The organism is Corynebacterium sp. UMB8791 (assembly GCF_054166365.1).
The window spans coordinates 49,234-71,923 of sequence record NZ_JBSZCG010000186.1 but is presented as its reverse complement, the minus strand read 5'-3'; the positions used below and the strand labels follow the sequence as shown (position 1 = coordinate 71,923).

General features: G+C 59.2%; 19 protein-coding genes. 9 read left to right on the top strand and 10 right to left on the bottom strand.

Annotation, left to right across the window (positions count from 1 at the left end):
• Positions 1 to 132: 132 nt before the first annotated feature.
• The gene (locus tag ACXIUA_RS12015; RefSeq protein ID WP_256000307.1) at positions 133 to 666 is read right to left on the bottom strand and encodes a hypothetical protein; all 534 of its coding nucleotides are present in this window, start codon (positions 664 to 666) and stop codon (positions 133 to 135) included.
• Positions 657 to 1,346, bottom strand: coding sequence for a hypothetical protein (locus tag ACXIUA_RS12010; protein ID WP_070362246.1), 690 nt, complete (start codon positions 1,344 to 1,346; stop codon positions 657 to 659). The genes ACXIUA_RS12015 and ACXIUA_RS12010 overlap by 10 nt, the downstream gene beginning before the upstream one ends.
• Positions 1,347 to 1,540: 194 nt before the next feature.
• On the opposite strand from ACXIUA_RS12010, the gene ACXIUA_RS12005 reads away from it, so the two are divergent.
• The 6 genes from ACXIUA_RS12005 to ACXIUA_RS11980 all read left to right on the top strand — a co-directional run bounded on the left by ACXIUA_RS12005 (position 1,541) and on the right by ACXIUA_RS11980 (position 10,114).
• Positions 1,541 to 2,110 carry a TetR family transcriptional regulator gene (locus ACXIUA_RS12005; protein ID WP_218117855.1) on the top strand — a complete coding sequence of 190 codons (570 nt, stop codon included), beginning with the start codon at positions 1,541 to 1,543 and terminating at the stop codon, positions 2,108 to 2,110.
• A 64-nt stretch (positions 2,111 to 2,174) separates the two neighbouring features.
• Positions 2,175 to 4,358 (top strand): glycogen debranching protein GlgX, encoded by a 2,184-nt coding sequence (gene glgX, locus ACXIUA_RS12000; protein WP_457976941.1) that lies wholly within the window; start codon positions 2,175 to 2,177, stop codon positions 4,356 to 4,358.
• Between the two features lie 93 nt (positions 4,359 to 4,451).
• Positions 4,452 to 5,855: an exonuclease domain-containing protein gene (locus ACXIUA_RS11995; RefSeq protein ID WP_457976940.1), complete on the top strand. Its 1,404-nt coding sequence runs from the start codon at positions 4,452 to 4,454 to the stop codon at positions 5,853 to 5,855.
• A gap of 227 nt (positions 5,856 to 6,082) precedes the next feature.
• Positions 6,083 to 6,496 carry a hypothetical protein gene (locus ACXIUA_RS11990; RefSeq protein ID WP_252930768.1) on the top strand — a complete coding sequence of 138 codons (414 nt, stop codon included), beginning with the start codon at positions 6,083 to 6,085 and terminating at the stop codon, positions 6,494 to 6,496.
• Positions 6,497 to 6,543: 47 nt separating this feature from the next.
• Positions 6,544 to 9,051, top strand: a complete 2,508-nt coding sequence (gene treY, locus ACXIUA_RS11985; RefSeq protein WP_457976939.1) for a malto-oligosyltrehalose synthase — start codon at positions 6,544 to 6,546, stop codon at positions 9,049 to 9,051.
• 25 nt (positions 9,052 to 9,076) lie between these two features.
• Entirely contained in the window at positions 9,077 to 10,114 is a 1,038-nt protein-coding gene (locus tag ACXIUA_RS11980) for a GTP pyrophosphokinase (protein ID WP_457976938.1), read from the top strand.
• On the opposite strand, the gene ACXIUA_RS11975 is transcribed toward ACXIUA_RS11980, so the two are convergent.
• From ACXIUA_RS11975 to ACXIUA_RS11965, 3 genes are read right to left on the bottom strand one after another with little or no spacing between them, the layout of a single operon-like run.
• A complete protein-coding gene (locus ACXIUA_RS11975; protein ID WP_457976937.1) occupies positions 10,111 to 10,497 on the bottom strand; it encodes an RNA-binding S4 domain-containing protein in 387 nt (128 codons plus the stop codon). The two genes, ACXIUA_RS11980 and ACXIUA_RS11975, sit on opposite strands and share 4 nt — an antisense overlap.
• A gap of 9 nt (positions 10,498 to 10,506) precedes the next feature.
• Entirely contained in the window at positions 10,507 to 10,740 is a 234-nt protein-coding gene (locus ACXIUA_RS11970) for a hypothetical protein (protein ID WP_070362240.1), read from the bottom strand.
• Between the two features lie 10 nt (positions 10,741 to 10,750).
• Positions 10,751 to 11,395 (bottom strand): IMPACT family protein, encoded by a 645-nt coding sequence (locus tag ACXIUA_RS11965; protein ID WP_070478815.1) that lies wholly within the window; start codon positions 11,393 to 11,395, stop codon positions 10,751 to 10,753.
• A 57-nt stretch (positions 11,396 to 11,452) separates the two neighbouring features.
• On the opposite strand from ACXIUA_RS11965, the gene treZ reads away from it, so the two are divergent.
• Complete coding sequence (gene treZ, locus ACXIUA_RS11960; protein WP_070478814.1) at positions 11,453 to 13,237, top strand: malto-oligosyltrehalose trehalohydrolase; 1,785 nt, start codon at positions 11,453 to 11,455, stop codon at positions 13,235 to 13,237.
• Here treZ and ilvA read toward each other — a convergent pair.
• The gene (gene ilvA / locus ACXIUA_RS11955; protein ID WP_421629300.1) at positions 13,221 to 14,510 is read right to left on the bottom strand and encodes a threonine ammonia-lyase IlvA; all 1,290 of its coding nucleotides are present in this window, start codon (positions 14,508 to 14,510) and stop codon (positions 13,221 to 13,223) included. The two genes, treZ and ilvA, sit on opposite strands and share 17 nt — an antisense overlap.
• A gap of 194 nt (positions 14,511 to 14,704) precedes the next feature.
• Between ilvA and ACXIUA_RS11950 the strand changes: the two genes are divergently transcribed.
• Positions 14,705 to 15,163, top strand: coding sequence for a hypothetical protein (locus ACXIUA_RS11950; protein WP_070362236.1), 459 nt, complete (start codon positions 14,705 to 14,707; stop codon positions 15,161 to 15,163).
• Positions 15,164 to 15,199: 36 nt separating this feature from the next.
• Positions 15,200 to 15,574, top strand: coding sequence for a hypothetical protein (locus ACXIUA_RS11945; RefSeq protein ID WP_256008081.1), 375 nt, complete (start codon positions 15,200 to 15,202; stop codon positions 15,572 to 15,574).
• Between the two features lie 80 nt (positions 15,575 to 15,654).
• Here ACXIUA_RS11945 and ACXIUA_RS11940 read toward each other — a convergent pair whose 3' ends face one another.
• From ACXIUA_RS11940 to ACXIUA_RS11925, 4 genes are all read right to left on the bottom strand, one after another.
• Positions 15,655 to 16,863: a cobalamin-independent methionine synthase II family protein gene (locus ACXIUA_RS11940; RefSeq protein WP_256008080.1), complete on the bottom strand. Its 1,209-nt coding sequence runs from the start codon at positions 16,861 to 16,863 to the stop codon at positions 15,655 to 15,657.
• A gap of 101 nt (positions 16,864 to 16,964) precedes the next feature.
• Positions 16,965 to 20,528, bottom strand: coding sequence for a DNA polymerase III subunit alpha (gene dnaE / locus ACXIUA_RS11935; protein WP_070362233.1), 3,564 nt, complete (start codon positions 20,526 to 20,528; stop codon positions 16,965 to 16,967).
• A gap of 56 nt (positions 20,529 to 20,584) precedes the next feature.
• The gene (locus ACXIUA_RS11930) at positions 20,585 to 21,865 is read right to left on the bottom strand and encodes an ABC transporter permease (RefSeq protein WP_457976936.1); all 1,281 of its coding nucleotides are present in this window, start codon (positions 21,863 to 21,865) and stop codon (positions 20,585 to 20,587) included.
• Entirely contained in the window at positions 21,862 to 22,575 is a 714-nt protein-coding gene (locus ACXIUA_RS11925) for an ABC transporter ATP-binding protein (RefSeq protein WP_070478973.1), read from the bottom strand. Before ACXIUA_RS11925 ends, ACXIUA_RS11930 begins: the two co-directional genes overlap by 4 nt.
• Between the last annotated feature and the right edge of the window lie 115 nt (positions 22,576 to 22,690).

Below are 22,690 nucleotides of genomic sequence, written 5' to 3'. Positions count from 1 at the left end.
TTTCGTGTCTCCCAGATTCAACAAATGAGCACAATACGTACCGCAGCCATTGTATTCTCCGACAGGCGCGAAAAAGCTGTTCAGGCCAAAAAAGGCGTCACCCCAGAGCTTTCACCAAGGGAATAAGGTAGTTCACACTATTTCGGGGGTGTCGACTGCGCGGATCACCATCCTCGACCACGCGACGAGCCCTGTGGCGAATGGCGCAAGGCACAACGCCACTCCCGGGGCAACTATCGGAAACACGCTTAAGCGTTGACCGTCCTGGAAGCCGTCTGCATGCTCAGGCAAAGCTGTGAGCCAACCCGAGACCATTCCGCCAACCGCCAATACAACGTATCCGGCGAGCGCGGCAACGATGAGCTGCCAGACAAACCATGCGAGCTGGCCCCCGCCTCGACGCGCTCGACCCGCAGCACCGACAACCAACCCGACTACCAACAACACCACCGCTAGCCAGCCGAGTCCAGCAAACTGCGCATTCTGGATCGTTTCCGTTTCATCGATCATGAACGATCCATCCGACACAACGGTCACTATCGGGGGACGCAACCACGCCCACGCTGCCCCACCGATTACACCGCTGACAAGCCCAGCGAAAAGGAGGCCGGCGCCAGCGTGGATCGTGGCGCGCGGCCTGGAGTCGAGCTGCTGTGCTAGTTGCACAGCTTCCAGCGACCGTCTTCGTGCGTGAAGAGCTGGGTCTGGGTCTTTTCGCCCTCGGAGTTATTCGACTTCACTGTCGCCGAAGCATGGTTGCCATCAACGCGGACGTCGCTCAGGGAAATTTCGGTCTTCGGGATCTCAATCGCCTGACCGGCCTCTTCCTGCATACGGGCAGCCTGCTCAATCACCTCGAGAGAAACGCCTTGGCGCTCCATCTCTTCCAGTGCGGGTTCGGTGATCTTCTTACAGGAGTTATCCAAGATGACGCGCGTCCACTTTTCGAAGGACTCCGGGTTCGTCACCTTGCGAACCACTTCCTCCATTTCCTTGCGCTGCTCTTCAGTGCCTTCTTTACCGCCCTCGATTGGCTCGAAGGTTGGAACAGCGAACTCTCCGTCCTCAAACGGATTCGCAATCGTTGGGATCGCACCGGGCTCCCCTTGTGCCTCCGTCTGCTTTTTGTCGTCGGACTTCTTCTCGCCCTTTTCGTCCTTCTTCGGCTCTTCCTTCGCCGAATTCTCGGCCTTATCTTTCTCGGAAGCCGCCGAATTCGGAGCGCTGGCAGCGGTGGACAGTCCGCCGCCCGCGGTCTCGTCATCAGAGCCACACGCAGTCAATGACATCGCCAACGCAACTACTGCAGCTGCAGCAACCTTGGAACCAGTGGTGGAAATCCTCACGACGTATCTCTCCTTACAGCGACCAGCACAACGGTTGTACCCGGCCTGTTACGTTAAAAATCGTTGATGCCAATTTTAACCACTCGTTTCTGCTGGCCCAATTACGCTCCGGTACAAAGTATCTGAACACTCTCTGTGAACTCGTTGTAAACGTCCACCCCCTCTCCACCATGAGACAGGTAACATGGGCACACATGCACCTGTCCGTGGATCAGATCACGATCACTGCGATGGATTTACTCAGGTCATATGGCTTAGCCGATGTGTCAATGCGCAGGATCGCCAAGGAGCTCGACGTCGCACCGTCAGCGCTGTATTGGCATGTGGCAAGCAAACAGGACCTTGTGGCTCGCCTGGCAGAGCACATCGTTGCGCCGCTCACAACCCCCTCCTCACCAGCCGCATCCACGAGTGAAGCAGCCAGAATGCTCCGTAACTGCCTGCTCAGCATTCGAGATGGCGCTGAGGTGACGGTCACAGCGGTAGGCAATCCAGAGTCTCCGATACACTCCCAACTCCAGCGCTTTTTCATCACATCATTGGCTATGGAAGTCGAAGGGGCGTCGACACCTCAGCTCAGCGCAACCGCCGATGCTCTCCTACACCTAATCCTTGGCAGTGCCCTCGTCCAGCAAACTGAATCCCAGCTGGTAGCGGCTACGAATGCAAGCGAAACGTTGCCACAATCACAGACCATTGAGAGGGACGACTCGTTCGCATTTTCCGTCGATCTCATCATTCGGGGGCTGCAAGCGGGCTGCTGATTGCCAGGCTGGTGAGGGTTTCGCAATGCGGGAACCCCCGGGGGGTGCACTATGGTGATTCCTTATGATTCAAAGCTCTACTTCCCCAAAGCCCGCGAACGATATCGTCGTGTGGCCTGGTTCCCCATACCCGCTAGGTTCTACCTATGACGGTGCCGGAACAAACTTCACGCTCTTTTCAGGAGTTGCGGAGAAGGTTGAACTTTGCCTTATCGACGACGAAGGCGCCGAAACTCGCATCGAACTTGAAGAGGTAGACAACCACGTGTGGCACGCCTACCTTCCAGGAATTACACCTGGACAGCGCTACGGCTACCGCGTCCATGGTCCGTGGGATCCAGCGAACGGCAAGCGCTGCGACGCGAACAAGTTGCTCGTCGACCCCTACGCGCGCGCTTTCGACGGCGAGTTCTCACAGCATTCTTCGCTGTTTTCCTATGACATCAATGCAGAGGTCCGCGGAACGGGCCGCAACGAAGAAGACTCGCTGGGCCATACGATGCTTTCTGTCGTCATCAACCCGTTCTTTGACTGGGGCGATGACCGCGCACCACGCATCCCAGATGAGGAAACCGTCATCTACGAATGCCACGTCAAAGGCATGACCCAGACGCACCCTGACGTACCCGAAAACCTCCGCGGCACCTACGCAGGCATGGCACACCCAGCAGTGGTCAATTACCTCAAGGATCTGGGTGTGACGTCTGTCGAGCTCCTGCCTGTCCACCAGTTCTTGCAGGATGGGCGTCTGCGCGACCTTGGTCTGCGTAACTACTGGGGTTACAACACCTTTGGCTTCTTTGCCCCCGAGAACAACTACGCAGCTGCTGCGCAGCCGAGCGACGCCGTCGCCGAGTTCAAGGGCATGGTGCGGGCGTACCACGAGGCAGGCATGGAGGTCATCCTTGACGTCGTGTACAACCACACTGCTGAAGGCAACCACCTCGGCCCCACCATTGCTTTCCGCGGCATCGACAATGAGGCCTACTACCGCCTGGTGAACAACGACAAGTTCCACTACATGGACTACACAGGCACCGGAAACTCATTCAATGTGCGCGACCCTCACTCACTGCAGCTCATCATGGACTCTTTGCGTTACTGGGTCACTGAGATGCACGTCGATGGTTTCCGTTTCGATCTAGCTTCGACCCTTGCACGCGAGTTCTCTGACGTCGATCGTCTGGCAACGTTCTTCGACCTGGTCCAACAGGACCCGGTAGTCTCGCAGGTCAAGTTGATCGCCGAGCCATGGGATGTCGGTGAGGGAGGCTACCAAGTTGGCAACTTCCCTGCGCTGTGGAGCGAATGGAATGGTAAGTACCGCGACACGATGCGCGACTTCTGGCGCGGTGAACCAGCGACACTTGGTGAGTTCGCATCCCGCCTGACCGGCTCCTCTGACTTGTACCAACACAACGGACGTCGCCCTACTGCCTCGATTAACTTCATTACGGCCCACGACGGTTTCACGTTGAATGACTTGGTTTCCTACAACCACAAGCACAACGAGGCCAACGGTGAGGACAACCGCGACGGCGAAAGCCACAACCGCTCCTGGAACTGTGGCGTCGAGGGCCCGACGGATGACCCCGAGGTGAATCAGTTGCGCGCCCAGCAGCGTCGCAACTTCTTGACGACGCTCCTGCTCTCCCAAGGCACGCCCATGATCTCTCATGGAGACGAGCTGGCCCGTACCCAGGGTGGCAACAACAACGTCTATTGCCAGGACAACGAGATTGCGTGGATGGATTGGACACAGCTCGACGACAGCGAACAGCTGCACGAGTTCACCAAGCGTCTGATCGCTATCCGCAAGGCCCACCCGGTCTTCCGCAGGCGCCGGTTCTTGGAAGGCGGCGCGCTGGGCACGGATGCTGTCGACCGCGAAATCGCCTGGTTGGTGCCGTCCGGCGAGCTGATGACGCAGTCCGACTGGGACTTCGCGTTTGGCAAGGCACTGATGGTTTACTTCAATGGCGACGCCATCGCAGAACCGGATGCTCGCGGTCAGCGTGTGCGAGACGATTCATTCATTCTGATGTTTAACGCCCACTACGAAGACATCGAATTCACGCTTCCTCCACAGGAGTTCGGATCAAGCTGGGAGGTGCTCATCGATACAACTGAGAAACTTGGCTACCCGGCGAGCACGCTGACAATCGGCGCCTCGGAGACCACAGTCGTCCCGGCGCGCTCTACCGTTGTGCTGAAGCAGGTAGGTGCCCCGGTTCGCGAGGACGCGTAACTCCAGGGGCTTGACCGCCGTCAGTTTCATGTCCGGTGGGTGAGTAGTATGTGTGCTACCCGCCTACCGGATTTTTGATTGGAGCCATACGCTGTGATTACTGCTTGCCGTGCGACGTTGAGTGTTTCGAATACGGAGCTGGTCGTCACCCCAACACCCTTGGAGGCGGCGCTGGCTGGCTCCAGCGAGCCCACGCGCATTCCGATAGAGGCAATCACAAAGGTTGACTTGACCGAAGGCGATGACTGGAGCACGGGCACCGTCAGTATCACGTGTAGCGACATCGTTGTAAACGTTGTTTTTGCGCCTGGCGCGGGCGCTGCGATGCGCGAGCTCGTGGATGCTATTTCTGCTGCGCAGCGTGGCGACGCCCCGACGCAGGACGCGCAGCGAGGCGGTTCAAGCGGTTTGCCTGGCTTTGATTTCGTTGCGTTTGATGTGGAAACCGCCAACCAGAGGTGGGGTTCTATCTGTCAGATCGGTGCGGTGAAAGTCATTGATGGTGTAGAAACTGACCGCGTTTCTTGGTTGTGTATGCCTCCGGAGCAGTGGGCCGAGTTTGACCCCCACAACGTCGCTATTCATGGGATTCGTCGGGAGGACGTGGCAGACGCACCAAGTGTGGCTGACTGTATTGCGCAACTTGTCGAGTTCGCTGGTTCCCTCCCCCTTGTGGCTCACAATGCGCATTTTGATAGCACTGCGCTGTTTCAAGCTGCTGGTGCAGTCGGGATTGATGCGCCACAGATGCTCTTCGCATGCTCGTTGGCGCAGGCACGCTCGTGCGACCTTGATGTTGAGAACCACAAGTTGCCCACCTTGGCGTCTCACTTCGGCGTGCCGCTGGAGCAGCACCACGACGCCTGCGCGGATGCTGCAGCCTGTGCGGGCATCATGGTTGGCCTGGCCCGTCGGGCGCACTACCAGGGTTCACTTGTTGGGTTTGTCCATGACGCTGGCTTCACTTTGGGCTCGATCGATTCCCATCGGGTGACTCCAGTGCTCAAGGACCGATCCGGCGCGGGCCGTGCACTGCAAGCAGAAAGCATCGCCAAGGGAGGCATGCAGGCAGCTGCCGCTGCAGTTCCTGCACCTGCTGGAAGCAACCAAGCGGGCCCCTCTAGAAAGAGCACACAGAAGCAGAGCAAGGGTCGCAAGCCAGCTCCGTGGCAAGCGGTGGCAACCCCGGACACGGTGCCAGAACCGGCGCTCGATGCTGATGCTTCCTCGCCATTGTTTGGGCAACACGTCACGCTGACCGGTGAGTTTTCTCCATTTGATAAGGGTGCGCTGTGGCAAGGCATTGCTGCTCAGGGCGGCCAGGTGGGCAAGAACGTGACGAAGAAGACCACCATCCTCGTTGTTGGCGAATGGGGGTCAATGACCTCGAAGGAAAAACGCGCTCGGCAGCTTATTGAGCAGGGCCAAGACATAGCAATCTGGAAGGCCGATCAATTGCTGGATGCCCTAGGATTGAACGAGCAACCACCGTTTTAAAACTTTTTGGGAACCATCGGCGGGTTTGAACGGTCTAAGTACATATGACTACTCATATGCCCGCTCCGTGCGCCCCTTCAATGCTTGTACCCATTTTCCCCCGTCTGGCCCGACGTTGTGAAGTCACGTCGAGTTCTTCGCGTGCGTGGCTCACGCCAGGTTTCGGGGCTTCGACCGCTTACATCAGTTTGGCGCCCGGGTTGGTGTGCGTCTTTGACTCAGATTCGGTGGAGGGCCTGACGCACCAGTCCATTGGCGCGATGGGCTTGACGGTCCACCAGGCGTGGAACTCAGCTGCGCGCATGCTGAGCACCGATCTTCTCGAGGGCCGAGTAATCTTGGACTACCTGCCAGCGGAAAATTCGCTAGGGTTCGGAGCACCGAAGGGAGTTCAGGTGCAAAGCTCTGCTGGGTATGCGGCGTCTTGGCTCGCTCACCCGCAACTCTTCTCGACGCTCTATGCTCACGTTGATCGCGTACTCATGCCGCACAACGAATTGCTGTTCTATTCCCGCGATCAGCAAGAACTCTTCGTCTTCGACGCCACCTTGGAGGAAGTTCTGGCGTTCGCCAATCCGGAGCACGTCATGCGCTATTCGGTTGGCTTCCCTCTCTCTTGTGATTCTCGCGTCCGCAGCTAAGTGCGTCTTGAGCTACTAGGGTGGCTGGTAACTTCAAGGAGGACGTATTGCAAGCCCCAATTACATCAACCTACCGTCTCCAGCTGCGTGGCCCACAAGCCGATCCGTCGGGTCGCGCGTTCGGCTTCGACCAGGCAGCGCAGTGTCTGCCCTATTTGGAGTCACTCGGTATTTCCCATGTGTACCTCTCTCCTATCTTGCAGGCACTGCCGACATCGAATCACAACTATGACGTCACTGACCCGACTGTGGTCAACCCGGAACTGGGTGGACTAACAGGCTTCCGGCGCTTCGTGGAGGCAGCCAGAAAACTCAACCTTGGCGTGATCATCGATATCGTGCCGAACCACCTGGGTGTCGCTTCCCCGCAGCTCAATAGCTGGTGGTGGGACGTTCTCAAGCATGGTCGCGACTCTGAGTACGAGCGCTACTTCGATATCGATTGGCACGCTGACAACGGGGCGGGCGGGAAGCTCGGCCTGCCGATCTTCGGGAAGGAACACGACGAAGATGCTCTCACGCTGCGCTATTTAGATCAGGACAACCCCGAAAGCGGCATCGTGCTGGCCTACTACGACAACGTATTCCCACTCAAGCCAGGCACCTGCTCTTCCCTCGACGACGATCCGAAGAAGGTCTACGAGCGTCAGTCCTATAAGCTGATGTTTTGGCGCGACGGCATCATTTCTTATCGCCGATTCTTCTCTGTCAACGGGCTTGCGGGCATCCGACAAGAGGACCCCGCGGTCTTTGAACACACGCATGCGATCATCCGCCAACTTGTGGCTGAGGATCTGATTGACGGCGTCCGCGTCGACCACCCGGATGGACTCACGGACCCTTTCGGGTACTTGTCACGGCTTCGTGATGTTGTTGGTCCCGATCGCTGGCTGGTCGTCGAGAAGATCTTGGAGGCCGACGAGCCGCTCGACCCACGCCTGCGCGTCAACGGCACAACTGGCTACGACGCGCTTCGCGAGCTCGACGGCATCTTCGTCAACCAGACGGCCGAGGATACACTCAGTATGCTCGCACTGCGCCAATCGGGCTCCACGTGGGATCAGGCAGCGCTTGATGCCGCGGCGCTACAGCTCAAGCGTGAGGTGGCAACGCACGAGCTTCAGGCGGAGGTTCGCCGTCTCACGCGCGCTATTCGGCGCGATAACTTTTCGACGGCCGGCTCCGCCGTCTCTGACGAAATCCTCGTTGACACCGTCATTGCATTAGTCGCAGCCATCCCCGTCTACCGCGCCGATTACCGATCACTGTCGAGGATCACGGCCACCGTGGTGGCCGATATGGCACAACGCTTCCCTTCCCGGCGCGACGCCCTCGACCTCATCGCGGCTGCCCTGCTCGCTGAAGGTGAGGCAAGCACCCGCTTTGCGCAGGTGTGTGGTGCGGTCATGGCGAAGGGGGTCGAAGACACGTTGTTCTATAGGGCGAACCGGTTGGTGGCGCTGCAGGAAGTAGGCGGCGCTCCTGGCCGTTTCGGGGTTGGTGCGGCAGAGTTCCACTTGTTGCAGCAAGAGCGTGCTGAGCTGTGGCCGCAGACGATGACGACGTTGAGCACCCACGACACGAAGCGTTCCGAGGATACGCGCGCGCGGATGCTGGAGATCGCCGAAGTACCAAACGCGTTTGCGGAGTTAGTGAACACGACGACAGCGCTGTTGCCTCCGCCAGACCACGCCACGGCGCATTTCTTACTGCAGAATATCGTGGGGATTTGGCCCGCGGATGGGGTTGTGACAGAGACGCTTTCGCAACGGTTGCGTGACTATGCGCTGAAGGCGATCCGCGAGGCCGCTCTTCATACCAGCTGGTTCGACCCCGATGAAGGGTACGAGCAGCAGGTACTGGATTGGGTGAATGCGGTATTGGCAGGCCCTGCAACTTCGCTGATTTCGGACTTCGTGGCGACTCTCCACGAGGGGGCCGTCGCGGTATCACTGGGACGCAAGGTGCTCCAGCTTGCCGGCGCTGGCATCCCTGATACCTATCAGGGCATGGAGTTTTTCGAACCCACACTCGTAGACCCGGACAACCGCAGCTTCATCGACTACACAGCGCGTACCCAAACGCTGCATCAGTACCTCGATGCACGGCAGCAACCGCAGTTCAATCTGGGTGACTTCTTGGGCTGCGAGCAAGCCGGTTCGCCGGGCCGGTCCTGGCCCGGCCTATCCGAGTCTGTTGACGCCGCCAAGCAGCTGGTTATCCGTGAATGCCTTACGGCACGAAAGACCACGCCGACCTTGTTTACCGAGGGGAAGCACCGCGCGGTGTTTGCGGTCGGCCCATCCCAGCAGCACTTTGTTGGATTCGCTCGTGAGCACCGGGATACGGCCGAGATTGGCATGATTGCGGTTGCAACCCGAAAGCCCCTTGAACTTGCGCGCCGGGGTGGCTGGGAGGACACCACACTGACGTTGCCGCAGGGGTCCTGGTTCGAGCGGTTCACCGGTAGAGAGTTTCACGGCACTGTCCCGGTCGGTGTCCTGCTCGAGTACCTTCCTACTGCGCTGTTGGAGCGTCGAGAGGCCGTCGAATAGCAACGGTGGGTACACTGTTGTGCCGATGAACACGAAGCACAATGACACAATCGCGCAACTCGGCAACACCTACTTCGCGTGGCTGCGGCAACACGAAGGGGTTGCCGAGGAGTTTCGTCATGCGCTCCACGAGCTCATGATCGACGCCGGTATCAACTTTGACCGCGTCGATGTCCGCATCAAAAGCTGGCCTTCGCTGAAAGAAAAAGCTAAGAAGCGTCGTGGTGGAAAGATTGTGTACCCGGACCCGTGGAACGACATCCGTGACCTCATCGGGGCCCGCATCACCGTGATGCATTCCACCGAAATACCAGCAGTGCTTCGCTTGCTTGCGGATCAGTTCGACGTGCTTCGTAGCGTGGACAAGGCGCAGGAGACGAGGGTGTCGGGCACGTTCGGATACGGCTCGCACCACCTGGTACTCCAGGTAGGTGAGCATAACGAGGAGCTCGAACAGTACCGCGGGCAAGTCTTCGAGGTGCAAGTCCGGACGGTGCTGCAGCACGCGTGGGCGGAGTTCGAGCACGATGTGCGGTATAAGCGCTCCCACGGTGAGCTGGACCCACAAATTGATCGCGCGTTCACGCTCGCAGCCGGACTTATCGAACTTGCGGATCAGCAGTTCGACCAAATCGCAGAGCTGTCCAACCCGCAAAAACAGAGCCCGAGCGCTCCCGATACAACTGCGGCATTGACACCAGAGACGCTCCCCGGTGTGCTCACCGTGATCCTTGGGGCGTCGTTTCCCCTGTCCCGCGTTGACGATTACAGATTCTTACACGAGCTACTCAGCGCCGACGGCATCGAAACAGTCTCTGCTCTCGCGGAGTTAGCGAACCCGGCAGACATCGAAGCCGTGCAGAACACGCTGCAGACGCGGTTCACCCCAGGCCAAGTCAGGCTTGTCGACGATCTCTTGCTGAACAAGTACGGGCAGGAGCACATCAACCGCACGTGGGAAAGCGGAAACCGGCCATTACTACGCAAACGCAAACTTACACGCAGGCTCACCCAACTCCGTGAGGGCGGCGACCCGCAAACACACTCGGGCGACAACGCCTAGAAACTGTTGCGTCCCCGCAGGCGGTCGAGCTGCCTGCGCTCTTTCTTCGTCGGCCGACCTGCCCCACGATCCCGTACGGGCAGCGCACCAAACACCTCCGATGTCACAGGAGGTGGCGAGTGGTCTACATAGCAGGTCGTGGCGATTTTCGCCCCGGCGCGCTTCTGCAGCGTCTGGGTGACTTCCAGGTCAAGGTAGCGGTAGTCCTTCCACACCTTGAGCCGATCCCCTGGCACGACTTGTGCTGAGGGCTTGACTGCTTTGCCATTGAGCTTGGCGTGTCCGGCGCGAACCGCCTCCGCGGACAACGAGCGCGTCTTAAAGATGCGGACAGCCCAGAGCCAGACGTCGATCCTCGTCGCGGTGGTATTTGGGCTAGTCATCTTGCTTGTTTAGTAGTTGTCGTGATGGTTTACGATCTTTTGCACCTTGCTCCAGTTGATATAGCCACCAACCACGCCAATGACAAGGCACACGATAAACAGTTGCCACGAACCGGCAATCAGGCCGAGCGCTACACCAGCGCCGAGGCCACCGCCGGCCCACACGACTGCGTTCTTGGAGTAACGGCGTACCGCCTGCTTGCGGGATTCAATCGGATTCGATGGACGAGGCTGCATAGTCATGGCACACAGTTTAGCGTGCAGATTCAATCCATTGGCGACCTGCTTCTTCTGCCTCCGCTCGGCCCTGGGTGCTCGCTGCGAGTTGCGCGTCGAGTGCTTCGCGTTGTCCGGGGTCGTGCGCCAGCGTGTACGTGGCGGCGGCACCGTACTCGACGTTGACAATGTCAAAGCCTGCGTTGCGCAGCTCGGCCTCGATGCGACCTGCCTCCGCGTGCGGCAGATCGACGCGCACGAGTTCCTTTGTACTACGCAGCACCCGCGGTACCAGTGGAAGCGTCTGCCCAACCGAGTCAGAGTAGGCGTGAACCAGCCCTCCTGCACCCAGCTTGATACCACCGAAATATCGGATCACGACAGCGGTGAGGTCAAGCATTTCGGAGCCGTGCAGCATATCGAGCATCGGTTTGCCTGCGGTGCCGGAGGGCTCCCCATCGTCGGATGAGCGTTCGACGGGCAGGGCGTCGTCGACGTTCAGAATATATGCGGAGCAATGGTGACGTGCATCGGGGTAGGTCTCACGGGCCTGCTGGATCAGGGCCCGCGCCTCGGCTTCAGACTGGGTGCGGCCAATCCAAGTGATGAATCGGGATCGTTTGATCTCGATCTCGTGAGTGGTGATGTCACCGGCGGCGGGCAGTTCGTACGATGTGCGCATAGTGCTTCCACTCTAAATCCATTGCGACGGTTATGGTACTTCCATACAGTTGGTGGTATGTCTAGCAAGCACACTCCGATGCCCCAACAATTTGGGGTGTGGGCTCCGAACGCGCACGGCGCGCGCCTGCACCTCCACGACAGCGAAGGGCCCCGCACGCTCGAGATGCAGCGTGACGAGACCCGCCGGGACTGGTGGGTGGTTCCGCGCGAAGTCGCCCAACCCGAAATTGGTGCGCGCTACAGCTTCTCCTTGCTTCGTGACGGCGAGTGGTCACAGCCACTACCCGACCCTCGTTCGCGCTTCCAGCCCGAGGGCGTCCACGGCCCATCAGAGGTGACCAGCAGCACGTTCGATTGGACGGATGATTCGTGGGAAGGCATCGCACTTCGCGACCAAGTCCTCTACGAGCTCCACGTGGGCACCTTCACGCCACAGGGGACGTTCGAGGGGGCCGTCGAAAAGCTTGATTATCTTGCCGAACTTGGCGTCAACTCCATTGAGTTGCTGCCGGTGCAGCCCTTCGCGGGCGCCCGCAACTGGGGCTACGACGGCGTGGACTGGTTCGCCGTGCAGGAATCGTACGGCGGCCCCGAGGGCCTCAAGACCCTTATCGACGCTGCTCACGCCCGCGGTATCGCCGTCATCCTCGACGTGGTGTACAACCACTTCGGCCCCGAAGGTAACTACAACGGCAACTTCGGTCCGTACACAACCGCAGGGCACACCGGCTGGGGTGACGTGATCAACCTGTCCGGTGCCCACTCGGATGAGGTCCGCGCATATGTACTCGACGCCGTGCTCCAATGGCTCGACGAGTTCCACGTCGACGGCCTGCGACTCGACGCGGTGCAGACCTACGACGATCGCCTGGCCTTCTCCATCATGGAGGAAATCAAGAACGTCGCCAACGAAGTTGAAGCTTCCACCGGCATCCCCCGCACCATCATCGCCGAATCGGAGCAAAACAACCCACGGCTCCTCGAGTCCCCGGAGCGCGGCGGCTACGGGCTCGACGCACACTGGCTTGACGACGTCCACCACGGGATCCACACGCTGGTCACCGGCGAGCGTGCCGGGTACTACGCCGACTATGGCACGCTCGAAATCCTGGCGGATACACTGCGCAACGGTTACCGCTTCCGCGAGGACTACTCCGTGTACCGCCAGCGTACCCACGGCAAGGCGCTCGACCTTGACCGCGTCGCACCGTGGCAGATGGTCACCTACACCACCGACCACGACCAGACCGGAAACCGCGCGAAGGGTGACCGCCCGTCGCAGTATCTCAGTGCGCGCAAGCAGGTCCTCAAGGCGGCCGTCGTACTCCTATCTCCATTCAGCCCGATGCTTTTCATGGGCGAAGAGTTCGGTGCACGCACGCCGTTCCCATTCTTTGTCTCGCACAGCGATCCACAGCTCCTGGAAATGACCCGCCAGGGGCGCATGAACGAGTTCGCCCGCATGGGATGGGACTCCTCAGCCGTCCCGGATCCTGCCGCGGAGGAAACGTTTACCTCCGCGAAGCTCGACTGGAACTTCGACGAGGAGCAACGCGAGATCCTCGCGGCGTACAAGAAACTCATCGAGCTGCGCAAGCAGTACCCGATGGCGCGCGACGACCTCCGCCAGCTGACCGTAGATCACGGCCCAGCCCAGGGCGCAGACGACGCGTGGCTAACCATGGGTGACCAGGCAGTGCTGGTGGCAAACTTTGGGTCGGAGGGCACCGTCGCCCCAGTGGGCGGAACCCTGCTGTACACCTTCGGTGGCGCCGAGGTCTCCGCCGACGAAACCCGCTTAGAACCGTGGGCATTCGCCCTGGTTATGCCGACACAATAAAGTCATACTCTGGTGTGCCTGGGAGGAGGCGTCGGCAATCAATGACCGACGCCTCCATCCGCTCAAGCAACGGCTCGAGGTCGCTAGCGCAAGAAAGCTCCAGGCCAACCAGTGCGGCACCGGTTTCTTTGTTGTTCTTCTTCAGGTACTCGAACAAGGCGATATCGTCGTTAGGCCCAAGGATGTCGGTAAGGAACGTGCGCAGCTGCCCTGGCTCCTGAGGGAAGTTCACCAAAAAGTAGTGCTTCAGTCCGCGGTGCACAAGCGAACGCTCCATGACCTCTGCGTAGCGCAACACGTCGTTGTTGCCACCAGAGATGATGCACACCACCGTGCTGCCCGGCTGCAGCTTCATCTGCGATAGTGCCGCCACAGACAGCGCGCCCGCAGGCTCCGCGATGATGCCCTCGTTTTGGTACAGCTCCAGCATCGACGTGCACACCGCGCCTTCTTTGCAACGCAGCAGGTGCGTGCGAGCAAGGTTTTCCTCAATAACAGCGAACGGGAAATCGCCGGTGCGCTTCACAGCAGCGCCGTCCACAAAGGACTCAATTTCGTTGAGCGTCACAGGGTAACCAGCCTCCAGGGCGGCCTCAAGCGACGGTGCGCCCTCGGGCTCAACGCCTACGACCGCAGTGCCAGGCACCATGTCGGACACGTAGGAAAGCACGCCAGCCAGCAAGCCTCCCCCGCCGACTGGCACGAAGATGGTGTCCAGCTCGCGGCCCATAACTGACAACTGCGACACGATCTCCGCCGCAACTGTCCCCTGCCCGATGACGGTATCACGGGCGTCAAAAGGCTCAACCATGGTTGCACCGCGCTCAGCAGCGTCCTTGCGGGCGGCCTCCGCAGCGGCGTCAAACGTATCCCCCACGACGACCAACTCGATGTTTTCGCCACCGTGCACCAGGATTCGGTCTCGCTTCTGCTTCGGCGTTGGCTTCGGCACAAAAATCTTGCCCTGGATCCCCAACGCCCGACATGCGTAGGCCACACCCTGAGCGTGGTTGCCCGCTGACGCCGCAACGACGCCGGCTGCACGCGCCTCGTCACTGAGCCGTGAGATGCTGTAATACGCACCGCGAATCTTGTAGGAACGAACGTCTTGCAAATCTTCCCGCTTGAGGAAAATCTCGGCACCGTACTGCTGCGACAAGCGGGGGCAGTACTGCAATGGGGTCGGCTCAATAACCGCAGAAATCTTCGACTGCGCTGCTTGAACGTCTGCGGCGTGTACCGCGTGGAAAGCTGGCTGTTCCTGTTCACTCATAACAGCAAAGTGTATACCGCTGCACCACGTCTAGGTGATACTTTGCAGTAGTCAGTCCAAGCGGTCTAACTATTAAAATCGTCGCTTGTCTGCTAGATTTTCTAGCAACAATTCGTGGAAACCGTAGCATTTCATTGACATTGCTGTGGTTTCGCCTCGAATTCCTATCCTTTCAAACAACTTCAGGAGATTTCATGAAGCGCATTTCCACCGTTGCCGTTGCCGCCGCAACCGCAATCTCGTTGACCGTCGCCCCTGCGTTCGCAGAGGAGAACGCCCCAGCGAAGGACACCACGGCTCCAACCGCCGAGCAGACCCCTGGTGACACCAAGGATCAGAACACCCAGGAAACCCCTGACACCGGCAAGGAGTCCGACAAGAAGGACGAGGAGAAGCCAGGCGAGACCGAAAAGTCAGGCGAGACCGAGAAACCAGGCGACAACAACACGAATCCTGGCACCAACAACAACACGAAGACGTCCGGCAGCTCTAAGGGACACGCCCTCGGTGCTTTCGCAGGCATCCTCGCTGCGGTCCTGACCACCGGCCTTATCGTCCTGTCCGACCCGACTGGCCTCAACAAGCTCATCGACATGGCAAACGCGCAGTTCCACCTGGGTCTCGGCCACGTCCACGTGCCGAAGGTGTTCTAAGCTTCACCACTACTTCAGACAAACAGGGAGTTGAACGTGAATACACGCTCACTGGTCGCTCTTGCCATTACTACCGCCCTCGGTGGTGCTTGCCTCACGGCAAGCCCACTGATGGCACAAGAGAAGCAAGACACGCCGACCACGCAATCACGTGTTACTGCCACAGAAACAGCACCTGCTGTGACCGTGACGGTTACCGCTTCGCCAGTACCAAAGACCACGGAGCCACGAAAAGCTGAAGGCCCAAGCTCCGAAGCGATCAACAAAGGCATCATGACCGATGAAACTCGCGAGATTTTCAGCTATATCTCGGCTGGCATCGCACTCTTCGTCGGGCTGATTCAGATGATCACCGCGGCGATCAAGGTTATCCCTGGAGCGCAGGACAAACTGAAGTCCATGCTTAAGTAGCTGCGTAGCAAGTAACGCTAAGGCCGGTGCCCATCTCTTTCCGAGGTGGGCACCGGCCTTAGCGCTTCTGCTACTTCCGATTAGCCGAAGAGCTGACGTGATGCAATCTCCGCGCCCTTCACCAGTGATTCCAGCTTCGCCCAGGCGATCTGGTGGTTCAGGCGCCCACCCAAGCCACAGTCTGCCGAAGCGATAACGTTTTCTGGGCCGACGACCTCGGCGAACTGAACGATCCTATCCGCAACCAATTGTGGGTGCTCGACAGCGTTCGTGCTGTGCGAAATGACACCCGGGTAAATAACGCTGCCCTCTGGCAACGCGTGGTCCTGCCAAACGCGCCACTCATGCGCGTGACGCGGCGATGCCCCCTCGAAGGAAAAGCCGCCAACCTCTGCCCGCAGGATCTCCTCGATAATGTCGCCGAACGGTACGTCGGTAACGTGCGGGCCGTGCCACGAACCCCAGCAAATGTGCAGGCGAGTCAGTTCCTTCGGCAAGTCGCGGATGGACTCATTGATGGCGTCGATACGAATACGCAGCCACGCACGGTAGTCTTCCAGGGTCGGCTCGGGATTAATCTGATCCCAGGATTCCGCAAGGTCAGGTGCGTCGAGCTGCACGGTCAAACCGGCGTCGGTAATTGCCTTGTACTCGTGTGCCATCGCAGCAGCACACGCCTGTACGACTTCTTCGTCGGTGTTGTAATACTCATTCTTCAGACGGGCGGCGGAGCCTGGCGAAAGCGCTGCGACAAACCCCTGCGTGGCACCGGCGCGATCCATGGAGCGCTTCAGCAGTGCAACGTCCGTCTCAACTTCCTGCTGGCCAATGTAGGTAATCGGACCCGTGAACTTCGGGTTACCAACCTTCGCACGGCCAGTGAAAATGCCGGAGTGCGGGTCGGAGTACGCCTCGGAAAAGAGTGCGCGGTCTCGGCGATCAGCGAAGCTGGTCAACTCAATGTTTCCAGGCGTGGAACGCTTGATCTCCTGCGAGGCCCAGCGGTCCTCGTCGGTCATGGTCAGTCCACCAAGACGAGAGAAAGAGTAGTTCCACCAAGCACCGTAGTCGACCGCGCCAGAGGTGATGTGACCGTACTCACCCTCGTTGATGATGTCGATGCCCAGGTCAACCTGGCGCTGCACAACCTCGTCGATCGCGCGCTCAAGGATCTCCTTGAAGTCCTCGTCGTTGATTTGCTGCTCCGAACGAAGTTGGTTCGCTTCGAGCAGCTCAGGGGTGCGCGGCAGGGACCCAACATGTGTTGTCAAAATCTTGTGCTCGGACATATATTATGCTCCACTCATTCGCCTCTTAGCTGGTATTGATTCCAACGACAGAGTGTAGCCAAGCTGATTTTCACACCGGGGAATATATTCACTCCCCTCCACTAGCCGAGGATCCCAACCCCCATCGTCGCCTTCAGATCGCCCATTAAGCTCGCCGAACGCTCCACCCGCAGATGGTCGCCTAACACCATCATTTGCGTCTCGTCGCCATGTACAAGGTTCAGGTACACATCCGAGTCGCCCGGGTTGTTCTGCAGCACGCCCTTCAAACGCTGGATATTATCCACAGTGCACTGCTCGGTGCGCAGCGTGAGACGCAGTGGCAGCCCAGCACCGTTGCCAGGCCCGAGCTCCGGCGTTTTGACGTCGTCGCCGAACAGGCTCATGCGTTCGTCACGGATCGAGACGTGCGCCTTCACAAGGATGATATTGTCTTCCACAATTTGTGGCGCAACCAGCGAATACACCTTGTTAAACAGCAACACGTCAACGGAGGCGCCGTGGTGATCCTCAATCGTGACGATCGCCCAAGGGGAACCGTCCTTCTTCGAGAAACGCCGATCGACCGAAGAGATCAGACCGCCAATCGTTACCTCGGCGCCGTTTCGCAATTCGCCGGAGAGGATCGTCGTTAACTGAGTATCGGTCTGTGCGTCAATTGCTTCCTCGAAGCCGTCAAGCGGGTGGCCCGAGACATACAAGCCCAGCATCTCACGCTCGAGAGCAAGTTTGTGTTTCTTGTCCCACTCCTCATCCGGGATCTGCAGCGCAAACGCGTTGTCAGCAGCAACAGCGTCGTCACCTCCGAAAGAGGCGAACAGGTCGAACTGCCCCTTGTCAGCAGCCTTCTTCGTGGTAAGCACAGAATCGACGGCATCCTCCTGGATGAGCATCAACCCCTTGCGCGGGTGCCCAAGCGAGTCAAACGCACCGGCCTTAATTAGAGATTCAGTAATTCGCTTATTACATGGCAGTAGGTCAATCTTGTCGAGGTAGTCAGAGAAGCTCGTGAACTCGCCCTTCGTCCGGCGTGTCTCCTTAATCGACTCAACAACTTCGACGCCGACGTTACGCACCGCCGCGAGGCCGTATCGAACGTCCTCGCCAACAGCCATAAAGTTCTCTTCGGAAGCATTAATATCTGGCTGGAGCACGGAAATGCCAAGGTGGCGGCAGTCGGAAAGGTAGATCGCCGACTTGTCCTTCTTATCGCCCACCGAGGTCAACAACGCTGCCATGTACTCAGCGGTGTAGTTCGCCTTCATGTACGCCGTCCAGTAGGACACTAGCGCGTAACCTGCAGCGTGAGACTTGTTAAACGCGTACGAGGCGAACGGCTCAATAATCTGCCACAGTGCGTCCATCGCGCTCTTGGAATAGCCGTTGTCCTGCATCCCCGACCAGAACTTCTCGTACTGCTGCGCCAGCACCTCTGGCTTCTTCTTACCCATGGCCTTACGGAAGCCGTCTGCCTCACCAGCGGTGTAGTTCGCAACCTTTCGGGAGATCTCCATGATCTGCTCCTGGTACACGATCAAACCGTAGGTTTCGTCCAGGATGTCCTTCAGTGGCTCCTCAAGTTCCGGGTGGATGGCGGTAATCGGCTTGCGGCCATTCTTGCGGTCCGCGTAGTCCCAGTGGGCGTTCATGCCCATCGGGCCTGGGCGATACAGCGCGAGCGAAGCGACGATGTCCTTAAAACCAGTCGGTCCCATGCGCTTGAGCAGCTCTTGCATGCCACCCGAGTCCAGCTGGAACACGCCAAGCGTATCGCCGCGAGAGAGCAACTCGTATACCTTCGGGTCGTCAGTACTCAACGACTCAAGGTCGATGGTCTCGCCGCGGTTCTTCTTCACGTTTTCCAGTGCGTCGCCAAGCACGGTGAGGTTTCGCAGGCCAAGGAAGTCCATCTTCAGCAAGCCGATGGCCTCACACGCTGGGTAGTCCCAACCAGTAATGATCGCACCGTCGGCAGGCCGCTTCCACATCGGGATGTGGTCCATCAAAGGCACCGACGCCATAATCACGGCACAAGCGTGCACGCCTGCCTGGCGCACAGTACCTTCAAGGCCACGCGCAGTCTCGTAGATGCGGGCTACATCCGGGTCAGTCTCAATCATGGAGCGCACCTCGGTCGCCTCGTTGTACCGCGGGTGTTCCGGATCCGTAATACCTGCCAGCGGAATGTCCTTCGCCATGATCGCAGGAGGCAGCGCCGCGTTAATACGGTCCGCCATCTGGAAGCCGGGCTGGCCGAAGTTCACCTTGGCCGAGTCCTTAATAGCCTGCTTCGTCTTAATCGTGCCGAAGGTAATCACCTGTGCGATCTTGTCCTCGCCCCAGCGCTCTGCAGCGTACGTGATCATTTCCCCGCGGCGGCGGTCGTCGAAGTCGATATCAATATCAGGTGCCGACGGCCTCTCCGGGTTCAAGAACCTCTCGAAGAGCAGGCCATGCTCCATCGGGTCAATGTTCGTGATGGTCAGCGCGTACGCCACAAGCGCACCCGCCGCGGAGCCACGGCCCGGCCCGACGCGAATGCCGACCTCGCGCGCATGCTTGATCAGCTCGGCAACGATGAGGAAGTAGGACGGGTAGCCCTTCATATCGATGACGTCGATCTCGTAGTTCGCGCGCTCGATGTACTCCTCCGGCACCTCCCGGCCCTCGAAGCGCGCCTGCAAACCACGCATCACTTCCTTGCGCAGCCACGTTGTTGGGGTCTCCCCTTCCGGCACGTCAGCCACCGGCATCCGGTCGTGCGGATGTTCCTCCCACAGCTCGCTGTAGTCACCGACACGCTCCGCGATCCACAGGGTGTTATCGCAGGCGTCAGGCACCGTAGAGTCCCACAGGTCGCGCATCTGCTCAGCTGACTTGATGTAGTAGCCGGTGCCGTCGAACTTAAAGCGGTCCGGGTCCATCAGCGTCTTGCCGGTCTGCACACACAACATGGCCTCGTGCGCCGGCGCCTGGGACTCTAGGACGTAGTGACAGTCGTTCGTCACCAGTGGCGGAAGGTCGAGCTCCTTGCCGATGCGCAGCAAGTCATTACGTACGCGCTGCTCAATATCCAGACCGTGGTCCATGAGCTCGAGGAAGTAGTTATCACGGCCGTAGATGTCCTGCCACATCGCCGCGGCCTCAAGGGCCTCACGGTACTGGCCAAGCCGCAAACGGGTTTGCACATCACCCGACGGACACCCCGTGGTGCCGATGATGCCGTCGGCATGTTCGGCGACGAGCTCCGCATCCATGCGCGGCCACTTACCAAGCTGCCCCTCGTACGAAGCCAGCGACGAGAGCTTGAACAGATTGCGCAGGCCGGTCGCGTTTTCTGCCAGCATCGTCTGGTGCAGATACGCACCGGAGGCGGACACATCGTCGCGCTTCTGGTCAGGGGTGCCCCACAGCACGCGCTTCTTATTCAGGCGCGACTCCGGCGCCAAGTAGGCCTCGATGCCAATGATCGGCTTCACCCCCGCGTCCACCATCTGGCGGTAAAACGCGTTCGAGCCGAACATATTGCCGTGGTCAGTCATGCCCACCGCGGGCATTCCCTGGCGCACAACCTCCTCCGCAAGCATGTCAACTTTCGCCATGCCGTCGAGCATCGAAAACTCGGTGTGGTTATGCAGGTGGACGAAGGAAGATTTTTTGGCCATGCGCTTCATCTTATCCAGACTTCGGACACGGCCAAAAGAGCCAGCAACCAGCGAACTTATTCGTAACGCAAAGCATCAATAGGCTGCATCTTTGCAGCCTTCGCAGCCGGATAGGCACCGAAGAAAATACCGGTTGCCAGCGAAAACCCGAGCGCCAACACAATTGCGCCGAGCGGCGGCCAAGTAAAGGCATCGAACGCGGCCGTCGCGATCATGCCAATCGCCCCGCCCAGAATTACACCGATGATGCCGCCAATCAGGCACACCAGCATCGCTTCGACGATGAACTGCGTACGAATATCGCTTTGCTTGGCACCCAGCGCCTTGCGCACACCGATTTCCCGTGTGCGCTCAGTGACGGTGATCAGCATGATGTTCATCACGCCAATGCCACCGACCAACAGAGAGATTCCGCCAATAGCGGAGAGCACCGTCGACATGATGCGGAATACGCTCGTCAGCTCTTCCAAGCTCGAGGAAAGATCCACCACCTCAATGGTGTAATCCTCGTTATTGGCGTACCAACGGTCCATGTAGTGTTGCAGGTCGGCCTGGAAGGTCTTCGCGTCTTCATCCGGCGCCGATTGCACCAAAAATGACGTGAACCAGTCGCTGTCAAGCCCAACGCGATCTGCAGCGGTGAGCGGGATATAGATGTCCGCAAACTGTTCTGCGGCACCAAACATTCCGCCGCCGCGGGAATCTTCCTCGCCATCGAGCACGCCCACGATAGTGAACACTGCCGGCTGGTCGTCTACAACCACATCGATGCGCTTGCCCAAACTGGCTTGGGCGTTGCCGTCGAAGAGGGCGTCGATAAGCGAGGGGCTCACGACTGCGAGCGGCCGGTGCCCATCGATGTCATCCTGGGAAATCTCGCGGCCGAACTGCACTTCGATGTTTCGCACCTTCATCGAGTCTGCAAGGACCGGCTTGACGTTCGTGGACACAGTTGTGTCATCGGAGACCACTTCCCCACTCGTGGAAACATCGATGTCCACGCCCTGGATACGGTCCCCAAATGCCTGACGCAGCTCATCGAGCTGCTCGGGAGTGACTGCGTTGCGCTCATCGGATGGTGGCGCGTAAGAAAACGCCGCGAAGGGATCCTCGGATGCATCCGCGTCATCGGGACGCTCATGCACCATCACCGGGTGCGTCGTAGTGCCGACGCCTTCAAGCCCCGACATCACCTGGCGCTCCAGACCACGACCCAGCGTCATAATAATGACCACTGCCATAATGCCGATAATGATGCCCAGCAGCGTCAGCAACGAGCGAAGCTTGTTCTTCCGAAGCGACGAGGAGGCAAGCTTGATTGACTCTCCTACGTTCATGGCCTCGCCCCCAGTGGGGCGCGAACCTGCGCGATGCGCCCGTCCATCATCTCTACAATGCGGCCAGTTTCTTCTGCCAACTCAGGGTTGTGCGTAATGAAGACGATGGCTTTACCAAGGTCGTCGTGCAGCTCGTGGAAGAGGTCCATCACCATGCGGCCCGTCTTGGAGTCCAGGGCACCGGTAGGCTCATCCGCGAGCAGCAGGTCAGGGTCGTTCGCAAGGCTCCGGGCAATCGCCACGCGCTGCTTCTGTCCGCCCGACAATTCGTTCGGGTTGTGGTGCAAGCGGTCGCCCATGCCCATCATGTTAAGAAGTTCAGCGGCGCGCTCCTCGCGCTCTTTCTTATCGACGCCCGCATACATCATTGGCATCGCCACATTTTGCAACGCGTCGATTCGACCGATCAGGTTAAAGTTCTGGAAGATAAAGCCGATGTTCTGGCTACGATACGCGGCCAGCTCGTTGTCCGACTTGGCGTACACCGGCTCGCCGTTGAACGCGTACGCGCCGTCTGTCGGCCGGTCGAGCATGCCAACCAGGTTCATCAGCGTCGACTTGCCGCAACCCGACGGGCCGACGATAGAGACAAATTCGCCCTGCTCTGCATGGAAGTCGATGCCATGCAGCACGGTCAGCTCGCTGGGCTCTCCGACGTTGTACGTCTTGACGATCCTGCGCATGTCAATGAGCAGACCGCTCTTCGACATCGCCTCTTGCCCTGCAGGTGTGTGCAGTGCTGGTTGAGGTTGCGCAACTGGCTCTGTCGGCGTTGGTACTTCGAGCTCCTCCGTCGAAGGCTCGGCGGCCTCAAACAACTCGTCG

Coding starts and splice junctions, on each gene's coding strand:
- ACXIUA_RS11940 (WP_256008080.1), bottom strand. CDS start 16,863: ATGTCCGAGCACAAGATTTTGACAACACATGTTGGGTCCCTGCCGCGC.
- treZ (WP_070478814.1), top strand. CDS start 11,453: ATGTCTAGCAAGCACACTCCGATGCCCCAACAATTTGGGGTGTGGGCT.
- ACXIUA_RS11925 (WP_070478973.1), bottom strand. CDS start 22,575: ATGTCGAAGAGCGGTCTGCTCATTGACATGCGCAGGATCGTCAAGACG.
- ACXIUA_RS11965 (WP_070478815.1), bottom strand. CDS start 11,395: ATGCGCACATCGTACGAACTGCCCGCCGCCGGTGACATCACCACTCAC.
- ilvA (WP_421629300.1), bottom strand. CDS start 14,510: ATGAGTGAACAGGAACAGCCAGCTTTCCACGCGGTACACGCCGCAGAC.
- ACXIUA_RS11930 (WP_457976936.1), bottom strand. CDS start 21,865: ATGAACGTAGGAGAGTCAATCAAGCTTGCCTCCTCGTCGCTTCGGAAG.
- ACXIUA_RS11950 (WP_070362236.1), top strand. CDS start 14,705: ATGAAGCGCATTTCCACCGTTGCCGTTGCCGCCGCAACCGCAATCTCG.
- glgX (WP_457976941.1), top strand. CDS start 2,175: ATGATTCAAAGCTCTACTTCCCCAAAGCCCGCGAACGATATCGTCGTG.
- dnaE (WP_070362233.1), bottom strand. CDS start 20,528: ATGGCCAAAAAATCTTCCTTCGTCCACCTGCATAACCACACCGAGTTT.
- ACXIUA_RS11980 (WP_457976938.1), top strand. CDS start 9,077: ATGAACACGAAGCACAATGACACAATCGCGCAACTCGGCAACACCTAC.
- ACXIUA_RS11975 (WP_457976937.1), bottom strand. CDS start 10,497: ATGACTAGCCCAAATACCACCGCGACGAGGATCGACGTCTGGCTCTGG.
- ACXIUA_RS11970 (WP_070362240.1), bottom strand. CDS start 10,740: ATGACTATGCAGCCTCGTCCATCGAATCCGATTGAATCCCGCAAGCAG.
- ACXIUA_RS12005 (WP_218117855.1), top strand. CDS start 1,541: ATGCACCTGTCCGTGGATCAGATCACGATCACTGCGATGGATTTACTC.